At 49.9% G+C, this 16437-nt stretch carries 14 protein-coding genes; all 14 read left to right on the forward strand.

The annotated features are described in order from the left end of the window. Positions 1–8: 8 nt before the first annotated feature. The 14 genes from CI595_RS18855 to CI595_RS18920 all read left to right on the forward strand — a co-directional run bounded on the left by CI595_RS18855 (position 9) and on the right by CI595_RS18920 (position 16424). Positions 9–2864: an ATP-binding protein gene (locus CI595_RS18855; RefSeq protein WP_095175172.1), complete on the forward strand. Its 2856-nt coding sequence runs from the start codon at positions 9–11 to the stop codon at positions 2862–2864. Positions 2865–3027: 163 nt separating this feature from the next. Then, positions 3028–3408, forward strand: a complete 381-nt coding sequence (locus tag CI595_RS18860) for a RidA family protein (RefSeq protein ID WP_065542326.1) — start codon at positions 3028–3030, stop codon at positions 3406–3408. A 14-nt stretch (positions 3409–3422) separates the two neighbouring features. Continuing rightward, on the forward strand, positions 3423–4814 hold the full coding sequence (locus CI595_RS18865; protein WP_095175174.1) for a trimethylamine methyltransferase family protein: 1392 nt from the start codon (positions 3423–3425) through the stop codon (positions 4812–4814). A 71-nt stretch (positions 4815–4885) separates the two neighbouring features. Beyond that, the gene (locus tag CI595_RS18870) at positions 4886–6307 is read left to right on the forward strand and encodes a sodium:solute symporter family protein (RefSeq protein WP_095175175.1); all 1422 of its coding nucleotides are present in this window, start codon (positions 4886–4888) and stop codon (positions 6305–6307) included. A gap of 13 nt (positions 6308–6320) precedes the next feature. Next, a complete protein-coding gene (locus tag CI595_RS18875) occupies positions 6321–6599 on the forward strand; it encodes a hypothetical protein (protein WP_095175176.1) in 279 nt (92 codons plus the stop codon). Between the two features lie 152 nt (positions 6600–6751). After that, the gene (locus tag CI595_RS18880; protein ID WP_095175177.1) at positions 6752–7288 is read left to right on the forward strand and encodes a hypothetical protein; all 537 of its coding nucleotides are present in this window, start codon (positions 6752–6754) and stop codon (positions 7286–7288) included. Positions 7289–7301: 13 nt separating this feature from the next. Then, positions 7302–8834 (forward strand): HAL/PAL/TAL family ammonia-lyase, encoded by a 1533-nt coding sequence (locus CI595_RS18885; protein WP_095175178.1) that lies wholly within the window; start codon positions 7302–7304, stop codon positions 8832–8834. A 20-nt stretch (positions 8835–8854) separates the two neighbouring features. Further along, entirely contained in the window at positions 8855–10063 is a 1209-nt protein-coding gene (locus CI595_RS18890; RefSeq protein ID WP_095175179.1) for an aconitase X catalytic domain-containing protein, read from the forward strand. A 1-nt stretch (position 10064) separates the two neighbouring features. Beyond that, positions 10065–10490: an aconitase X swivel domain-containing protein gene (locus CI595_RS18895; protein ID WP_095175180.1), complete on the forward strand. Its 426-nt coding sequence runs from the start codon at positions 10065–10067 to the stop codon at positions 10488–10490. Then, positions 10487–11788, forward strand: a complete 1302-nt coding sequence (locus tag CI595_RS18900) for an aconitase X (protein WP_095175181.1) — start codon at positions 10487–10489, stop codon at positions 11786–11788. Before CI595_RS18895 ends, CI595_RS18900 begins: the two co-directional genes overlap by 4 nt. Continuing rightward, positions 11776–12204 carry an aconitase X swivel domain-containing protein gene (locus tag CI595_RS18905; protein WP_095175182.1) on the forward strand — a complete coding sequence of 143 codons (429 nt, stop codon included), beginning with the start codon at positions 11776–11778 and terminating at the stop codon, positions 12202–12204. Before CI595_RS18900 ends, CI595_RS18905 begins: the two co-directional genes overlap by 13 nt. Before the next feature lie 6 nt (positions 12205–12210). Continuing rightward, positions 12211–13659 carry a trimethylamine methyltransferase family protein gene (locus CI595_RS18910; protein WP_243135212.1) on the forward strand — a complete coding sequence of 483 codons (1449 nt, stop codon included), beginning with the start codon at positions 12211–12213 and terminating at the stop codon, positions 13657–13659. Positions 13660–13816: 157 nt separating this feature from the next. Next, positions 13817–14845 (forward strand): Ldh family oxidoreductase, encoded by a 1029-nt coding sequence (locus tag CI595_RS18915; protein ID WP_095175183.1) that lies wholly within the window; start codon positions 13817–13819, stop codon positions 14843–14845. A gap of 55 nt (positions 14846–14900) precedes the next feature. Further along, positions 14901–16424 carry an HAL/PAL/TAL family ammonia-lyase gene (locus tag CI595_RS18920; RefSeq protein ID WP_095175184.1) on the forward strand — a complete coding sequence of 508 codons (1524 nt, stop codon included), beginning with the start codon at positions 14901–14903 and terminating at the stop codon, positions 16422–16424. Positions 16425–16437: the final 13 nt, after the last annotated feature.

Raw genomic sequence — 16437 nt, forward strand, 5'->3', positions numbered from 1 at the left:
GTGAAAACATGGATAGAAGATATTCTCATGACATAGAAGTTCAGCTTATGGGACGGCCGGGTGTACTGCTTTTTGGGGAAAAGGTTTCTTTTCCCTATCAGAAGGTGGAAGGCCTGTTTTATTATTTGTGTGTGAATAGCCAGATATCCAGAAGCCAGGCAATCAGCGTTTTGTGGGCAGAGAGTAGTGAATCCACTGCCAGGAAGAATTTGAGGGATGCTGTCTATAATATCAGAAAAGTGCTGGGACAGGACATTCTCACGGTTGAAGGCAACACGTTGATCGTTCTGAACCGGCAAAGGGATATAGATATAGACATTGAACATATTACAAGGGAAAACCTGCTGGAAAGCTGGAAAGGGGAATTTCTCCAGTTTTTCTTTGTAAAGAATTGTTATGAGTTTGAAGCTTGGGCAGAAGGGGAAAGGTCTGAGCGGAAACGAAGCTACATAAAGGCTCTGCAGCTTAAGATCATGGGGCAGAAGATTGGACAGGGGCTTGAATTTCTGGAAGAGAGCGGCAGGATCCTCATACAGAACGAGGTGCTTGACGAGGAACTGTACCGCATTATCATGAAAAAACTGGCGGAGGCGGGAAGATACCTTTCCGCTATGGAAATCTTCCAGTCCCTGAAAACCTTTCTGGAGAAAGAAGTGGAGGAGTCACCGGAGGAGGAGACACAGGAGCTTTACGAGAAAATATCGGATATGAAGAACAGGCTGAAACGCCGGCCTGAGGAGAGAGGAGAATATTTTTTCGGAAGAGCGGATATTCTCTATGACATCTATTCCCGTATCGGCACAAGGGATGGGGATATGGAAAGGCGGTATCGTTCTTTTCTTATTACAGGGGAACCGGGCGTGGGGAAAAGTATGCTCCTGGAACAGATCGAGAGAATGGTGGAGGACTCGGATTATCTGATGTTTACCTGGGCCTGCTGTGAGACGGAGAAAGATCTATATCTGATGCCGTGGCATGGGATCATGGCAAAGGTGGATGAATACTGTAAGAAAAACGGATTGGATGTGGAGTCTCCCACAGATATCCTGCTGCGGCAGAACGCTTCGGATGTACAGTTTTTTATGACCCGTTTTGAAATACTGACAGAGTCGGTTTTCCGATACCTGACAAAGTATTTCCGTGACAGAAAGATCCTGCTTTTTATTGATGATATTCAGTGGATGGATTCCATGAGTATGCGGCTTATGAGTAATCTGCTGTTCCGCATGGGGCAGGGGCAGATGCTTGTGGTGGCTGCCAGCAGGGAGGATGACGGCGATGACATTAAAAGCTTCAAGATTCCTCTGATCGGAAGGGGGATCCTGAAAGAGATAGAGTTAAAACCATTTACCCTGGAGGAGGCCAGGCAGGTTATTGAGGCGACTGATGCAGGCATTCTGGACAATCCGCGGCTTGTGGAACAGATTTATAAAAAGACTCAGGGCAATCCTCTGTTTTTTATGGAATCCCTGCGGCTGTATGAGCGAAAAGAGAACGGCGGTGCATTTACGGACAGAATGTCAAATGTTATCCAGAGCCGCCTGTTAAGCCTCTCCAGACGGGAAAGGGTCATGCTGGATATTGTGTCTATCTTCTCCCTTCCTGTGACAAAAGGGGAGATCAACCAGATCCTGGGTATGGAAGAGCTGCAGCTTCTGCAGATACTGGAGCCTCTGCTGGATAAAAAGATCCTTTATGAAAAACTGGTGAGCGGTGAAGTGCACTATGGGTTCCGCCATCAGATCATCCGCGAATATGTATACAGCTGCCTGCCAAAAGAAAAAAAGGATATATACCATAATTATATTGCCAGGTATTATGAACAGGAATACGAGCGCCATAAGAATCTGGGGACCTGTTCCCTGGTCATCCATCACTATGAACAGTGCGGGGATCGGTATAAAATGTATTGGTTTAAGGTAGAGTATCTGGAGGCGTTCTACAGGATTTCCTATGACTTTTATCCTATGTTAGCAAGGAAAGCGGTATTCAGCGGTAATATCGACGGCTTTTTGGCAAAGGAAGACGAGCTTGTGGAGCTGGCGGAGGAGATCAGATCCCTGCAGGAGACGGATTCCCGGATGACGCCCATACGCATGCGCGTGGAATATCTTCTCGGGCGTTATGAGATGTTTGTCAGGGACTGCCACAGAGGGAAAAAATACATTGAGAAGAGCCTGGAACTGGCAAAGGAGATTGCAGACAGGGATTATATTTTTTATAATTACCTGCAGCTTATTTTATACGGAGACCTGACAGGCCAGAATGCGTTTATGCAAAATGTGATCGAAACCTGTATGGCATTTATGAGGGACTGCACCCATCATCATCTGGAGGAGGAGTGTATGCTGATACGGTATCTGGGCATCTGTAGGATGAAAGACGGAGAGTATCAGCAGGCAGAGAAGCTTTTTATGGAGGCAGTAAAACGCCTTGACCATGCAGACGACAGAACTGAGCATTACAGAAGAGAGCTGTCAGCCTGTCATCACCATATGGGAATCTGTTATATCAGGCAAAAGAAGTGGGATATGGCCAGCGGCTGTTTAAAAAGAGCAGTGGAGATCGGAGAGAAATATATGGTATCCGGTGAGGCGGGGGTATTCTACTCAGATATGAGTCTTGTGCTGTGCCGGATGGGAGATTTGAAGGGGGCGAATGCATTTGCCGAGAAAGCACGTTCCTGCTTCATGCAGGCCGGTTCCCTGTGGGGGGAGGCCAAGACAGATCTGTGCTGCGCGCTGATCGCAGAGGCGGAAGGCAGACCGGAAGAGGGAAAACGCTGTCGGGAGCTTGCGGACCGGACAGCTAAGAAATTGGACAGTAGTTTTTTATGGGAAGAACTGAAAATGATGGAAAATTAGGGACAGATGCGGTGAGAGATCTCCGTGTCTGTTTTTTTATATAAAAAGCAGGAAATCGGCAGGTTTTAAAAAATAGTATTGGACAGCAGACGGTTTTCCGACGAATTGCTGATACAAATAGAGTATCCGTCAGATGACGAAAATGGAAAGGAGTTACAGCAAAATGAAGAAAGAAGTATTTACCCCAAAGGGAATGAAAGTGTTCGGAGGCCCTGTGGCTGAGGCTGCCATTGCAGGCGGTTTTGCCTTTGTCTCAGGACAGATAGCCCTTGACCCTGAGACAGGAGACATTATTCACGGAACCATCCAGGAGGAGACAAGAGCAGCGCTTGGCAACCTGAAACTGCTGGTGGAGGAGATGGGGGCAACTCTGGAGGACGTGGTGAAATGCGATGTGTTCTTATCCACAATGAAGGATTTTGATGCCATGAATGAAATATACACAGAATTTTTCGGCACGGAATGTCCTCCTGCAAGATGCGGTGTTGCACTTGAACTCTGGGGCGGAATGAAGATTGAAGTGGGAGCCATTGTAAAACTGTAAACGGAGGATGGCATATGTTAATAAATCAGATAAAGCAAACGGAACTGGAGACAATCCATGAAAAGACCCTGTATCTGCTGGAGCATGTAGGTGTGGATTTTGAGCACCCTGAGCTTTTGGAACTGTACAGGAAACAGGGGTTACGCACAGAGGGGAACCGGGTGTATTTTGACAAAGAGACAGTGGAGCGTGCACTGTCCACGGCACCGGCCAGCTTTGTGATGAAGACACCTTTTGAGGAATTGAAGATCGGTGAGGGGGGACAGGCCATTTGTTCCGCATCAGGGTCCAGGAAGATCCTGAGGGACAATAAAGTCTATGACCCCACACCGGAGGACTATGTGAATATCCGCAAGCTGGATGCGTCCAGCAGCATGATCAACCTATCCAGCTCTCCGCTGACTTATATCCCGGCATTTCCAAAGGAGAGGGCAGAGGTGATCAAAGGGGCGCTTACCCTGAAATATTCCACCCATCCTGTCATCATGTCCTGCTTCGGAAAAACGGATGCGGAGGAGACCATACAGCTTGCACGTGATTTTTATGATACGGACGAGGGGTATTACACCATAGGGGTGGGAAATGTTATTTCGCCCATGCGCTATGCCAAGGATGATATAGAAGGACAGCTTGCCTATACCAAGAGAAATCTTCCGGTGGTAATCGCCTGCTGCGCCATACCGGGCATGACAAGTCCTGTAACACTGGGCGGCACCATTGTCCAGAACAACGCGGAGGTGCTGGCAGGTGTCATCATGACCCAGCTTGTGAATCCGGGAGCGCCGGTTGTCTACGGAAATACCACCTATGTCTCTAATATGAGAAAGGCCATGCCGGTTTCCTGGGGCTGTGAGGAAGCACTGTTTATCCAGTATGCAAAGGCTATGGCAGACTACTATCACATTCCATGCCGTACCGGCGGTTCCCTGTCTATGGGCAAAGAGCTGGATTACCAGAACGGCGCGGAGACAGCCATGTCCCTTATGACCAGCCTGGATGTAAAGGCAGACTTTATTTTCCATTCCTTCGGGGAGATGGACGGCCTGAATGTATTCAGCTTTGAGAAATACGTGCTGGATGAACAGATGATGGCTGCCAGAAAATCTGCGGAGAGTATTGACATTTTCTCAGAGGAAGATATGGATCTGGAAACGATCGAGGAGGTAGGGCCGGGAGGAAATTACCTGGCAGAGGAGGAGACGATCCTGCGCTACCGGACAGAGATCTATTATCCGGAGCTTTACAGTCTGGAAAATTATGCGGATTGGGAGCGGAACGGAAGAGTCTCTGTAGAACAAAAAGCAAAAGAACGGGTGGAAAAACGCCTGAGAGAATACACCCAGCCAAAGTACACGGCAAAGCAGAGAGCTGTGCTTGAGAAGGCTCTGGAGGGATTTGACCTGTAACGGGGAAAAGTGCATACGGCAAAGCCGTATGATGACAAAAGGAAAAGCAAAAGAAGAGGGAGGTTGTTTTTATGACCATTATTGACAACATCGTAGTCGTGATCTGTTTTATCGGTATTCTGGTAGTAGGATATTATTTTTCCAAGACCTCACAGGATATGGACAGTTTTTACAAAGCAAACCGGGCTCTGCCCTGGTCTTTGGTGGTGGGTACCCTGATGGCATCCTGGTATGGCGGCGCAGGTGTTGTGGGAACCGTAGGCTATTCCACAACCATGGGTTTTGCAGGATTCTTTATCTGGTCCATCGGTGCCCATGCGGTGCGTTTTCCCCTGGCCCTTTGGGTGGCACCCAGAATTTCCGTGAAGGCAAAGGGAACCATCCCTGACCTTCTGCGGGTGCACTACGGAAAATTTGCGGCTGTCCTGGGCGCGATCGTTATTGTGATCACCTGTCTGTCGATCGGTGAGATCGCAGCAGTGGGATATGTAGGAGAAGGTGCCTGGCATGCGGATAAGATCATGGTGGCAGCCATTGTAGTAGCCATTTCCATCGGAGTCACCTGTCTGGGCGGCTTAATGGGGGTAGCTGTGACGGATATGATCTTCTTTTTCCTGATGGTTACCTGTGTATCCTCCGCATTCCCAAAACTGTTCTTCAGCGTGGGCGGACTGGAAGGCATCAAAGCGGCACTGAGCGGTCCGGCTCCGGAGATGCTCACCGCATTCGGCGGAATTCCGGTTCCGCAGGCTGCTATCCTGATCATTCTCTGTATCAACCTGTATAAGGACCCTGCGTTTTATCAGAGGTTTGCAGCAGCCAACTCTCCGAAAACAGGTAAAAGAGCCATGCTTTTATGTTTTTCCATCTGGCTCTCCTTCGACGTGGTCACCATTATGACAGGAACCATTATCCGTGTCCGTGACACAGCACTGGCTGTGCAGCCGGAAGTTACCTATGTGGCTACAGTGATCGAGTATCTGCCGGTTGTGGCAAGAGGTTTGTTTGTGGTAGGGATTCTGGGAGCTATCATCTCCACGCTGGACAGTTATTACCTGATTGGCGGAGAGATCATCTCTAATGATATTATTTACATGCTCAGAGGAGACAAAAAGCTGAAGGATAAAGTCAGCATTACGATCACAAGAGTGGCAGCAGTTATTTTCGGTATTATCGGTCTCTTTACCGCATTCCGATTTGACCGCGTGTATGACGCGTTCCTGTTTTTGAGCAGTATCAGTATGACGCTGTTGTTTGTGCCGATCATCGCGGCCCTGATGTTTGACGGCAAAAAGACGAATGTGGCAGGTATTGCCAGTATGCTTGTAGGTGGTGTTACCTGGATCATATTCCAGTATGTATGGCCTGTTACCATATCAGGCGTAACCATTGACCCGGTTCTCATCGGTCTGCCCCTCTCCTTTGTGGCCTTCCTCATTGGAAACCGCTTTGGCAAGGATTTGAGCGCGGAACGCAGACTGAAAGGAATGTAAGGAGGAAGCAGAGATGAAAGATCCCAAAGAAAAGACAAGTGAACTGACAGAACAGGAAAGAGCAGAGCTGAAAGTGGAATGGCTGGGTGTGGACGGCGCTTTGGTGCTCCTCTATATTGTGCTGGCATGTATTTATGGATATGGAATGCTGAACAGTGTGGATTTTATTATCGGTATCATGGCTCCGGGAATCGCCATTCTTATAACCGTGGGCGTTTTCCTGAAATATTGTACAGAAGTAGTTTCCTTTGCCACAGGCAAAAAAGGCAGTGACAAGAAAAAGAAAAAATAAAGTAATTCAGCACAGGGCTGCGCGGAATGTTAGCTGCAAAGTCCTGTGCAGAAAAAAAGAGAAGAGACGGCACATATGACTGTATGGGAAGTACCGGTCACGAAGCGGCAGGCAGTCCGGCAAGGATAAGGTTTGTAAGGAGGTATAGGTAAATGAAAATAGAATGTTTTCCTGTAAAGATGAAAGAGGAGGAAGCTCTCAGAATCGCAAAAGGTGGGAAAAATCCCATCGTGCGTGCCCTGTTTGGAAGTAAGAAAATCAACCTCCGTATTATGTATCTGGAAAGCCGTTATATTACATATGAAATGACGTACAAAGACAATATCATTGTCAAGACCATCAAGAAGAAAAAAGACGAGGACAGACAAAAGATCCGTGTGATGGTGGAAGCTACCACCTGCAGTGCCTCCTATGTGGAGGATGATATAGCAACAGAAGTAAAGGATGTGGAAGAAAATGATATCCAGCCCACCTATTATGAAGACAAGAGGCTCACAGACTGCGGCGCCATTATGGCAGGCCGGATGGTGAGACGCCATGTGGGCAGGAATTTAGCTATAAAGCCGGTTGAGGAGCGCAAGGTTTACCGTCCGTTTTACATTGCCATCTATGGGGACATGGTGCAGGGGACAAAAGCCAGATACATGCCTATAGCGGCAGACGGAAATGTAGTGTGCAGAAACTTTTAAAGGGGGAAAGCAGATGAAGGAAGAAAAAATGACAAAAGTAGTTTTAGGCAGGAAACTGACCATAGAGGAATTTATGGCAGTGGTGCGTTTTCATGCGGAGGTGGATTTTTCCCCGGAATACAGGCAGCGGGTAGAGAAATCCAGAAAAATTGTGGAGACATGCGTGGAGGAGGAGCGGGTAGTCTATGGCACCACCACAGGTTTTGGGGCCTTGGTCACAAAGACTATAGGAAAAGAGGACGCGGAAAAATTACAGCGTAATATTATCCTGACCCATTCCACCAGTGTGGGGGAGCCTTTCAAAGAGGAAGAGGTAAGGGCCATTATCCTGATGGTCTTACAGAGCCTTGGCATGGGCATGAGCGGTGTGCGGATGGAGCTTTTGGAACATTACCGGGACTTTTTGAATAAGGATCTCATACCCTACACGCCACGGGAAGGTTCGGTGGGATATCTGTGCGCGGAGGGACATATTGCGGCAGCTTTGATCGGAGAGGGAAGGATGTATTACCGTGGGGAGCTGTCTGACAGCAAGACCGCACTTAGGAAGGCCGGCATGGAGCCGTTTTCACCCAGCTATAAGGAAGGGCTTGCACTTCTGAACGGTACATCCTCCCCTACGGCCCTGGCAGCTATCGGTATTTACGATCTGCTGAAAGCAGTGGAATCTGCTGACGTGGTGGCAGCCATGTCTTTTGAGATGCTGAACGGGCTTCTGCGGGCCTACGATGACAGAGTGCTCAACTGCCGCCCCCAGAAAGAACTTTTGGAGACGGCTGCTCTTATCAAGCGGATGCTCCGTGGTTCCCAGGTGATAAAGAAGGCAGAGGGTACCCATGTGCAGGATCCCTTGTCACTGCGGTGTATCCCGCAGCTTCACGGCGCGGTGAAGAAGACCCTGCGGGATGCCTGGGCGGCAATTGAGGTGGAGATCAACGGATGTGCGGACAATCCCATTGTATGTGGGGAACCGGATGACCCCCAGGTGTTTTCCAACGGAAATCCGGATGCCTCCTATGTGGGGATTGAGATGGATTCCGCCTGCATTGCAGCCACAGCGGCGGCGAAAATGTCGGAGCGCAGAAATGTGCGCTTCCTGGATGAAAAACTGTCGGAACATCCTTATTTCCTGATCAAAAGGCCCGGCCTGAATTCCGGACTTATGATACCCCAGTATACACAGGCAGGGCTTCTGAATGATATGAAAATCCTGTCTACCCCGGCCACTGTGGACAGTGTGACCACAAGTGCCAACCAGGAAGACTATGTGTCCATGGGATACAATGCCTGTAAAAAAGCGCTCAGTATAGCTGAAAAATTCGAGTATATCCTGGCGATCGAACTGTTCTCCGCATACCAGGCGCAGCAGTTTGTGGACGCATCCCTGGCAAGGGGAGAGGGGACCGCGGCTGTATTGGAGGCCATGAAAGACCTGGTGCCCGTCATGGAGGAGGATATTTATATATACCCCTACCTGGAAAAACTCAAAGACTGGATCCACGACGGCGGGCTTCTAAAAAGTGCCCGGACTGTACTGGACAAATAAAAAACAGAGGAGGATCATACATGCATTTAACACAGCACCAGCAGGATATGCTGGATGGAAAATATGGAAAGGGAGCAGCCTATGCCATGAAAATACAGGCGGCGATCGGCGAGTCTTTTGGCGCTGAAAGGATGGTTCCCATCACCAGGGCACATGTTGCCCTGTCAAATCAGGAGGCAGACCTGTGGTTTGCGGAGAAGATGCTTGCAGGCGGCGCGAAATGCCGGATAACTCCCACAGTCAATCCCGGTTTCTGCCTGGAATTCTTCAAAAACAGGGACATGGTGGCATTGGAATATGCGGATCTGATGCAGAGAACACACAATGCCTATAAAGCACTGGGAGCACAGCTCTCCTATAACTGTACCCCCTATATTGACACAAATGTACCGAATTACCGGGAGGTGATCGCCTTCTCGGAATCCAGCGCCACACCTTACGCCAACGCGGTGTGGGGAGCCAGGACCAACCGGGAGGGGGCTAATAGTGCCCTCTGTGCAGCCATCACAGGCTGTGTGCCGGAGTACGGTCTTTTGCTGGACGAGAACAGAAAAGGTGATATCCTGGTGGAGATACAGGCAGATGTGAAGAATGACTTTGACTATCATATCATCGGTATGCTTGGCAAGAAGATCGGGGAGGGCATTCCTGTATTTACCGGCTTTCCGAAGGAAACCATCACGAAGGAGGCGCTGAGAAATCTGGGTGCCCAGCTTAATACATCAGGCGCTTACGGCATGTACCATATTGTGGGAGTTACCCCGGAAGCCCCTGATCTGGAGACCGCTTTTGGAGGTAAGGCGCCAAAGAGAACGGTGGTGATCACCAATGAGGACAAAGAAGCAATTTTAAAAGAAATCTCTCTGGAAGGCAGCAGGACAATTGACTTTGCCATGTTTGGATGCCCTCATTTCACACTGGAGGAAGTAAAATACATAGCGGAAAAACTAGAAGGAAAGAAGCTTGAAAAAGAGATGTGGATCCTCACATCCAGCCATGTAAAAGAGATGGCAGTCCGCATGGGATTTGACCAGATCATCACAGACGCAGGCGGTTTTATCGTGCCTGACAGCTGCCCGGACCAGCCCTGCTGGAGGCATTTGACAGGCAAAGTCGGAATCACGGAATCACCGAAATGTGCTTACTATCCCCAGAGGAGAGGCATTCATTTTGTTATCCGGGACCTTGACACATGTATCGAAGCAGCACTCACCGGGGAGGTAAGATAATATGGGAAAAATATTTACATGCCATAAGATTTCTGAGGGCCGTGCGGAGGCGCAGGCCATTGTATCAAAGGACCATATCATGTTCTATCTGATAGACCCTGCCACAGGCACTGTCATAGAGAAGGCCCATGATCTGGAGGGAAGATCCGTTGCTCATAAGGCACTGATCTTTCCCGGCGGAAAGGGCAGTTCCGTGGTGCAGGCAGATGGCCTCTACCAGTTAAACCAGAGGGAAAATTCACCGGCAGCCATGATCATTGAGCATCCGGAAACAGTGCTGGTGTCCAGTGCCATCATAATGGAGGTGCCTATGGTGGACAGGGTGGACCCCGCATTTTATGAGACTGTGAAGGATGGGGACCGGATCGTTGTGGATGCAGACCAGGGGATCATTGAGATCCTGGAGGAAACGGAGGAGAGCAAGTGATTCATTTGACAGAAGAAGAGCAGGAGATCCTGGACGGAAAACAGGGAAAGCTTCGCCAGACTGCTCTGGAAAATATCGTGCAGTATGCCCGGGTCCTGGGGGCGGAAAAACTCTGTAAAGTGACAAAGGCCACTGTGTTCTGCGGGAGCCATACCTATCTTGGCGTCTGTAAAAGTAAAGATTTCCATGAGGTATTTTCCAGGATGAACCTGGCCCGTGATGAGCGGATCGTCTTTGACAGCGTGGACAAGGACTGCTATGTGCAGTCCTGCGTGGCTGCCAGCGACCAGTTTGATCATGAGATCTTCAACCAGCCCAAAGAGGATTTTGATAAGAACAGTTACTATCTAGAGGAGGCCAGAAAAGCAGGAGTTACCATAGCCGGTTCCTGCTCCCCTTATCTGATGGGGTGGCTGCCTGTGCGCGGGGAGCATTTTGTGACCACAGAGTCAGGCGTTACCATCATGGGCAATTCCATATGGGGCGCGTGCTGCAATGCAGATGGGATCGAAGCGGCTTTCTGGTCAGCCATCTGCGGCAGGACACCTTACTGGGGATACCATGTGAAGGAAAACCGCTACGGGACCCATTTGATCCATGTGGAGGCGGACCTTGACTCCCCTGTGGAATGGGAGCTGCTGGGAAAAGCCATGGGAAAACGGCTGCCGCTGACCGGCTGCACACCGGTCCTTACCGGCAATTTTGAGGGTGTGGATTTTGTAAAGCTGAAAAGTTTTTTTACTGCCCTTGCTATTACTACCAACTGCAGGATGTGCCATATCGTGGGGATTACCCCGGAAGCCAATACACTTGAGGAGGCTTTTATGGGACACGAGGTGCAGGAGGAATTTACGCTGACGCAGCAGGATATCTGTTCCGCTTATGAGCCCCTGTGTGAGACAGAAGGAGGCTCTGTGGATCTGGTCAGCCTGGGCTGCCCTCATTATGATATCCATCAGATTAAAGAGGCAGCGGATTATATTTGTGGCAAAAAGATACACAATGGTGTAAGATTTATGATATGGACCGTATATCCCATCAAGGCCATGGCGGATTTAAACGGATATACGAAGATGATCGAAGATGCAGGAGGAACCATACAGACAAGTACCTGTCCGGTTACAATAGGAGACTGTTTCTTAAAGCGTTACAAAGGGCAGGTCTATGACAGTCTGAAACAGTCCGGAAGCGTGCGCTCAGAGGGCTGCGCCGAACGTGTCTATTATACGGATAAATACCGCTGCATAGACGCAGCAGTATCCGGCGTTTGGAAGGAGGAATACCGGTGGAAAAAATAGTGCTGCAGGGCAGAGGTGTGATACCGGGCATTGTGGAAGGCGAAGCATTGGTGTGCGCGGACAGTATCACAGGATGGGGCGGCATCGACCCGGAAACAGGTGTGATAAAGGATTATGAGAACATCAATAAAGGGAAAAGTATAAAGGATACCATTCTGATCATGCCGGGCAGTAAAGGCTCCAACGGATGGTCCTGCTATTTCGGGGCAGCAAGAGCCGCCGGCTCTGCGCCCAGGGGATGGGCATTTTCCAAAATAGACAGCAGTGCAGGGGTTGCCAGCGCTGTTATGCAGATTCCCACAGTGGTGGATTTTTCAAAAGAGGATGACCCGTGCGTCCGTGTGAAAACAGGCGACTTTGTGAGGCTTGACGGAACAAAAGGTACGCTGGAGATCCTGAAGGCATCTTTGCAGTAAGAACATGTGATATCAATTGAAGGCCGGGACCATGGCAGAGCCGGCACAGGAAGAGAGGAAAAACCTGCTATGCTCGTGAAGAAGATAAAAGATTCAGAAGTGCAGATGATTCATGAGAAGTCTCTGGAAATTCTGGAGCGTGTGGGCGTGAATTTTGAACACCGTGAAATTCTGGAGGTATTCAAAAAGAGAGGGATTCGTGTGGAGGGACAGAGGGTTTATTTTGAACGCTCTCTCACAGAGGAAATATTGAAAGGCCTGAAGCCCAGCTTTACCATAGAGACGCCCTTTGCCAGCCTGAAAATAGGGGATGGAGGCAAGGCTGTCTCCACTGCCTCAGGTGCCATGACCATATTGAGAGACGGGGAGATATGCACCCCCACGGTAAAAGATTACATTGATGCCACCAAGATGGACGAGACAAGCCGTCTGGTGAACCTGTGCTGCGTGCCGGGTATCTATGCCTCCGGGCTTCCGGATGGCAAGGTGGAACTGCTAAAGACCGTCCTGAGCCTGAAATATTCCCAAAAGCCGCTGATCGCATCCTGTGAAACAGGAAAGAGCGCAGCGGAATCCATTGAGTTCATTAAGGACTTTTACAAAGAGATGGGGGAATATTTTACGATAGGCGTGGAAAATGTGAGTTCCCCCCTCAGGTACAGCAGGGAGGACGTGGCAGCCACCCTGGCTTATGTAAAAAGGAACCAGCCGGTTGTGATCACCTGCTGCTCCGCGCCGGGGATGACCAGTCCCATCACAGTGGGCGGTACGGTGGTGCAGAACAACGCGGAGGTACTGGCAGGCATTCTCATGACTCAGGTGGTAAATCCCGGCGTTCCGGTGGTCTACGGCAATGTGACCTACAGCGCGGATATGAGAAAGGCAGTTCCCATCTCCTGGGGACCGGAGGTTGCGGTCTTCATGCAGTATGCAAAGGCAATGGCTGACTTTTACGGCATTCCCTCCAGGGTGGGCGGCTCCCTCTCAGGCGCGAAGCAGCTTGACTGGCAGGACGGCGCCGAGACAGCCGTGTCCCTGATGACCACTTTTGACTGCGATACGGATTTTATTTTCCATGCATTTGGGGAGATGGACTGTCTGAATGTGTTCAGCCTGGAAAAATATGTGCTGGATGAGGAGATGCTGGAAGCTAGATTCTCAGTGGAAAACCGTGATTATATAACAGAGGAGTCCATCCATATGGACATGATCAGAAGGGTAGGGCCGGGTGGGACCTATATGCTGGAGGATGAGACCCTGGAGCTGTATCAGAAAGAATTATTTCATCCCAGGCTGTTCAACAGTGAGATATACCATAACTGGAAGCAGCTGGGTATGCCCTCTGTCATCTTAAAGGCCCAGGAATTGGTAAGAGAGCGCCTGGATGGGTATTGCCTGCCTGTATATGATAAACGGCAGACCCAGATGCTGGATGAACTTCTGGCAATACTATAGAGAGGATGTAGCGATCCGGCAGGCCTGCACATTTACTGCGCTGACCGTAAGAACGTATTCGGCAGCCGGGCAATAATCCCATCGACAAAGGCGATCCTGTATGGATTTTTGCTGGTAACTGTGAAGGGGCTGTATCGTTACGAGAGGATAAAGATTTATGGGTGTTACAGTAAAAATAGAAGAGATAAAAGAGCTGATGCGCAAAGCTTTGGCACTGAGGGGCATTACAGGGGAATATGCGGAATTTATGATCTCCGATTATCTGGAATCCGAACTGGAGGGGCACAGAACCCATGGCCTGTCAAAATTTTTGACCGTGGATGCAGGTCTTTCCAGAAGGAGCGGAGACATGAAGCTGATCAAGCAGAAAGGCTGTTATGCCCAGGTGGACGGTAACGGAGAACTGGGGCATATTGCGGCCCTGTACTCCACCAATCTGGCAATTGCTGCGGCAAAAGAACACGGTGTGGGGATTACAGCCCTGAAAAATGTGGGGCGCTATTCCAGGATCACGCCCTATGCCAGAAAGATTTCCAAGGAGGGGCTTGTGGGTATGATCACCAACAACGGAGGTCCGGCCTGCGTGGCTCCCTTTGGAGGGGCAAAAGCCATGTTCGGCACCAATCCCCTCTGTTTCTCCTTCCCCAGCAAAAGAGGAAAACCTTATATTTTTGATTTTGCCACTTCCCAGAAGGTATGGGGCGAAGTCCGGCAGTCCATTGTGGAGAACCGGCCGCTTCCGGATCACTGTTTTATAGACGGGGAGGGGAATTTTACCACAGACCCGGAGAAAGCGGAGGCAGGCATGCCTTTTGGCGGCCCCAAGGGGTATGCGCTCTGTTATGCGCTGGAAGTGATGACAGGTGCTTTTGTGGGAGCAAAAATGGGATATGATGCCAAGGATGAATATGACCTGGGATATCTGTTTGTGGCATTTTCACCGGAGATGTTTACGACTCTTGATGCCTTTGCCGATGAGGTGGACGGCCTGGCGGAGGATGTGCGCAACTGTCCGCCCATGAAACCCGGCGGTCAGGTGTTTGTTCCGGGTGAAATATTCGGAAACAGACCTGTGAGCCAAATCCCATCCGATGAGGCAGAGGTGGAGGAAGATGTATACCGGAGACTGAAAATTATGAGTGTGTCCCTTGACGGGGGATATGAAAACAATAAAAAGCTGAATTGAGAAGCGCACGCAGGGGTTTTTCTCTGCGTGCGCCTCTTGGCAAATGGAGGTATGTATGGAATTTGTTACATTAGGAGGAAGAAATTCACTGGAGCAGGTGGCAGCAGTAGCCAGATACGGGGCAAGGGTGAAATTTTCAGAAGAATATAAAGACAGGGTGAATGCCTGCAGGGCTCATGTGGAACGTTTCAGCCGTGAGGGAAAAGCTATTTACGGCATCACGACAGGCCTGGGGGATAACTGCCGAAAATTCATTCCTGAGGAGGAGCGGGTGAAAATCCAGAGGAATCATATCTTGGCCCACACGGTCTCTGTAGGGGAACCTCTCTCGGAGGAGGGAGTCAGAGCCATGATGTTTGTCATGCTCCTGCATTTTGGAAGCGGGCACACCGGATTTCGTCTGGAAACCCTGGAGCTTTTGAAAGAGCTGCTGAACAGGAACATCACGCCCAGGGTTCCGAAACATGGTTCTGTGGGCTATATTGGTTTGGAAGCCCATATCGGAATGGTGCTGATCGGGGAAGGAAAAGCCTGGTACCAGGGAGATCTTCTGACAGGTGGGGAGGCACTTAGGCGTGCGGGGTTAAAGCCGGCAGTTCTTGGCTCAAAGGAAGGGCTGACTCTTGTATCGGGAACGACATCTGTGACAGCGCTGGCCTGTATGGCCTATTATGACAGTATTATCCTTGCGAAAACAGCAGATGTGGCGGGGGCATTTTCCCTGGAAATGCTGAAAGGTACGCTGAAAGCCATGGATGAAAGGCTTATGCAGGCCAGACCCCATCCGGGACAGATACAGACGGCTGCGAATATCAGAAATATTTTGTCCGGCAGTCAGATCGCAGAGAAGTACAGGGATTACCGGGTACAGGATGCTTTGTCTCTGCGGTGTATGCCTCAGCTCCACGGGGCGGTGAAAAAGGTGTTGAAGGATGGTTTGGAATCGATTGAGATTGAGCTGAATTCTTCTGTGGATAATCCGCTTATTTTTGAGGGGGAGAATGGGGCGGAGGCGCTTATGGGATGTAATGCGGATGGTACCTATCTGGGGATGGCATCGGATTTCCTTTGTATTGCGCTTGCAGATATGGTGAAAATGGCGGAGCGCCGCACGGACCGTCTGGTGAACCGGCATATCAGTGAACTGCCGCCGTTTTTGAATGCCAGTGCTGATTTTAATGACGGTTTGATGATGATCCAGTATACGGCAGCAGGGCTTGCGGGGGAGATGCGGCTTTTGGCTCATCCTGCGGTGGTGGATAATGTGCCTACGTGTGCCAATCAGGAGGATTATGTGAATATGGGTTATAATGCGGCAAGGAAGGCATGTGATGCGGTGGAGACTGCCAGGTATGTGCTGGCGATCGAGTTGATCTGCGCGGCGCAGGCGAAGGAGTTTTATCCTGCCGGACAGTCTTCACCGGCTATTGAGGCGGTTTATGGGAAGATTCGGGAGGTTATGCCTTGTTTGAAGGAGGATGAGGCGTTGGAGCCTTATATGGAAGAGGTGAAGAGGTTGATCTTGGAGGGGGAGATATTGGATGTGGTGAGGGAGAGTGGGGTTTTGGTGGAAATTTAGTGAAGGCGGATGG

Source organism: Blautia hominis (assembly GCA_002270465.1).
GTDB classification, from domain to species: domain Bacteria; phylum Bacillota; class Clostridia; order Lachnospirales; family Lachnospiraceae; genus Blautia; species Blautia hominis.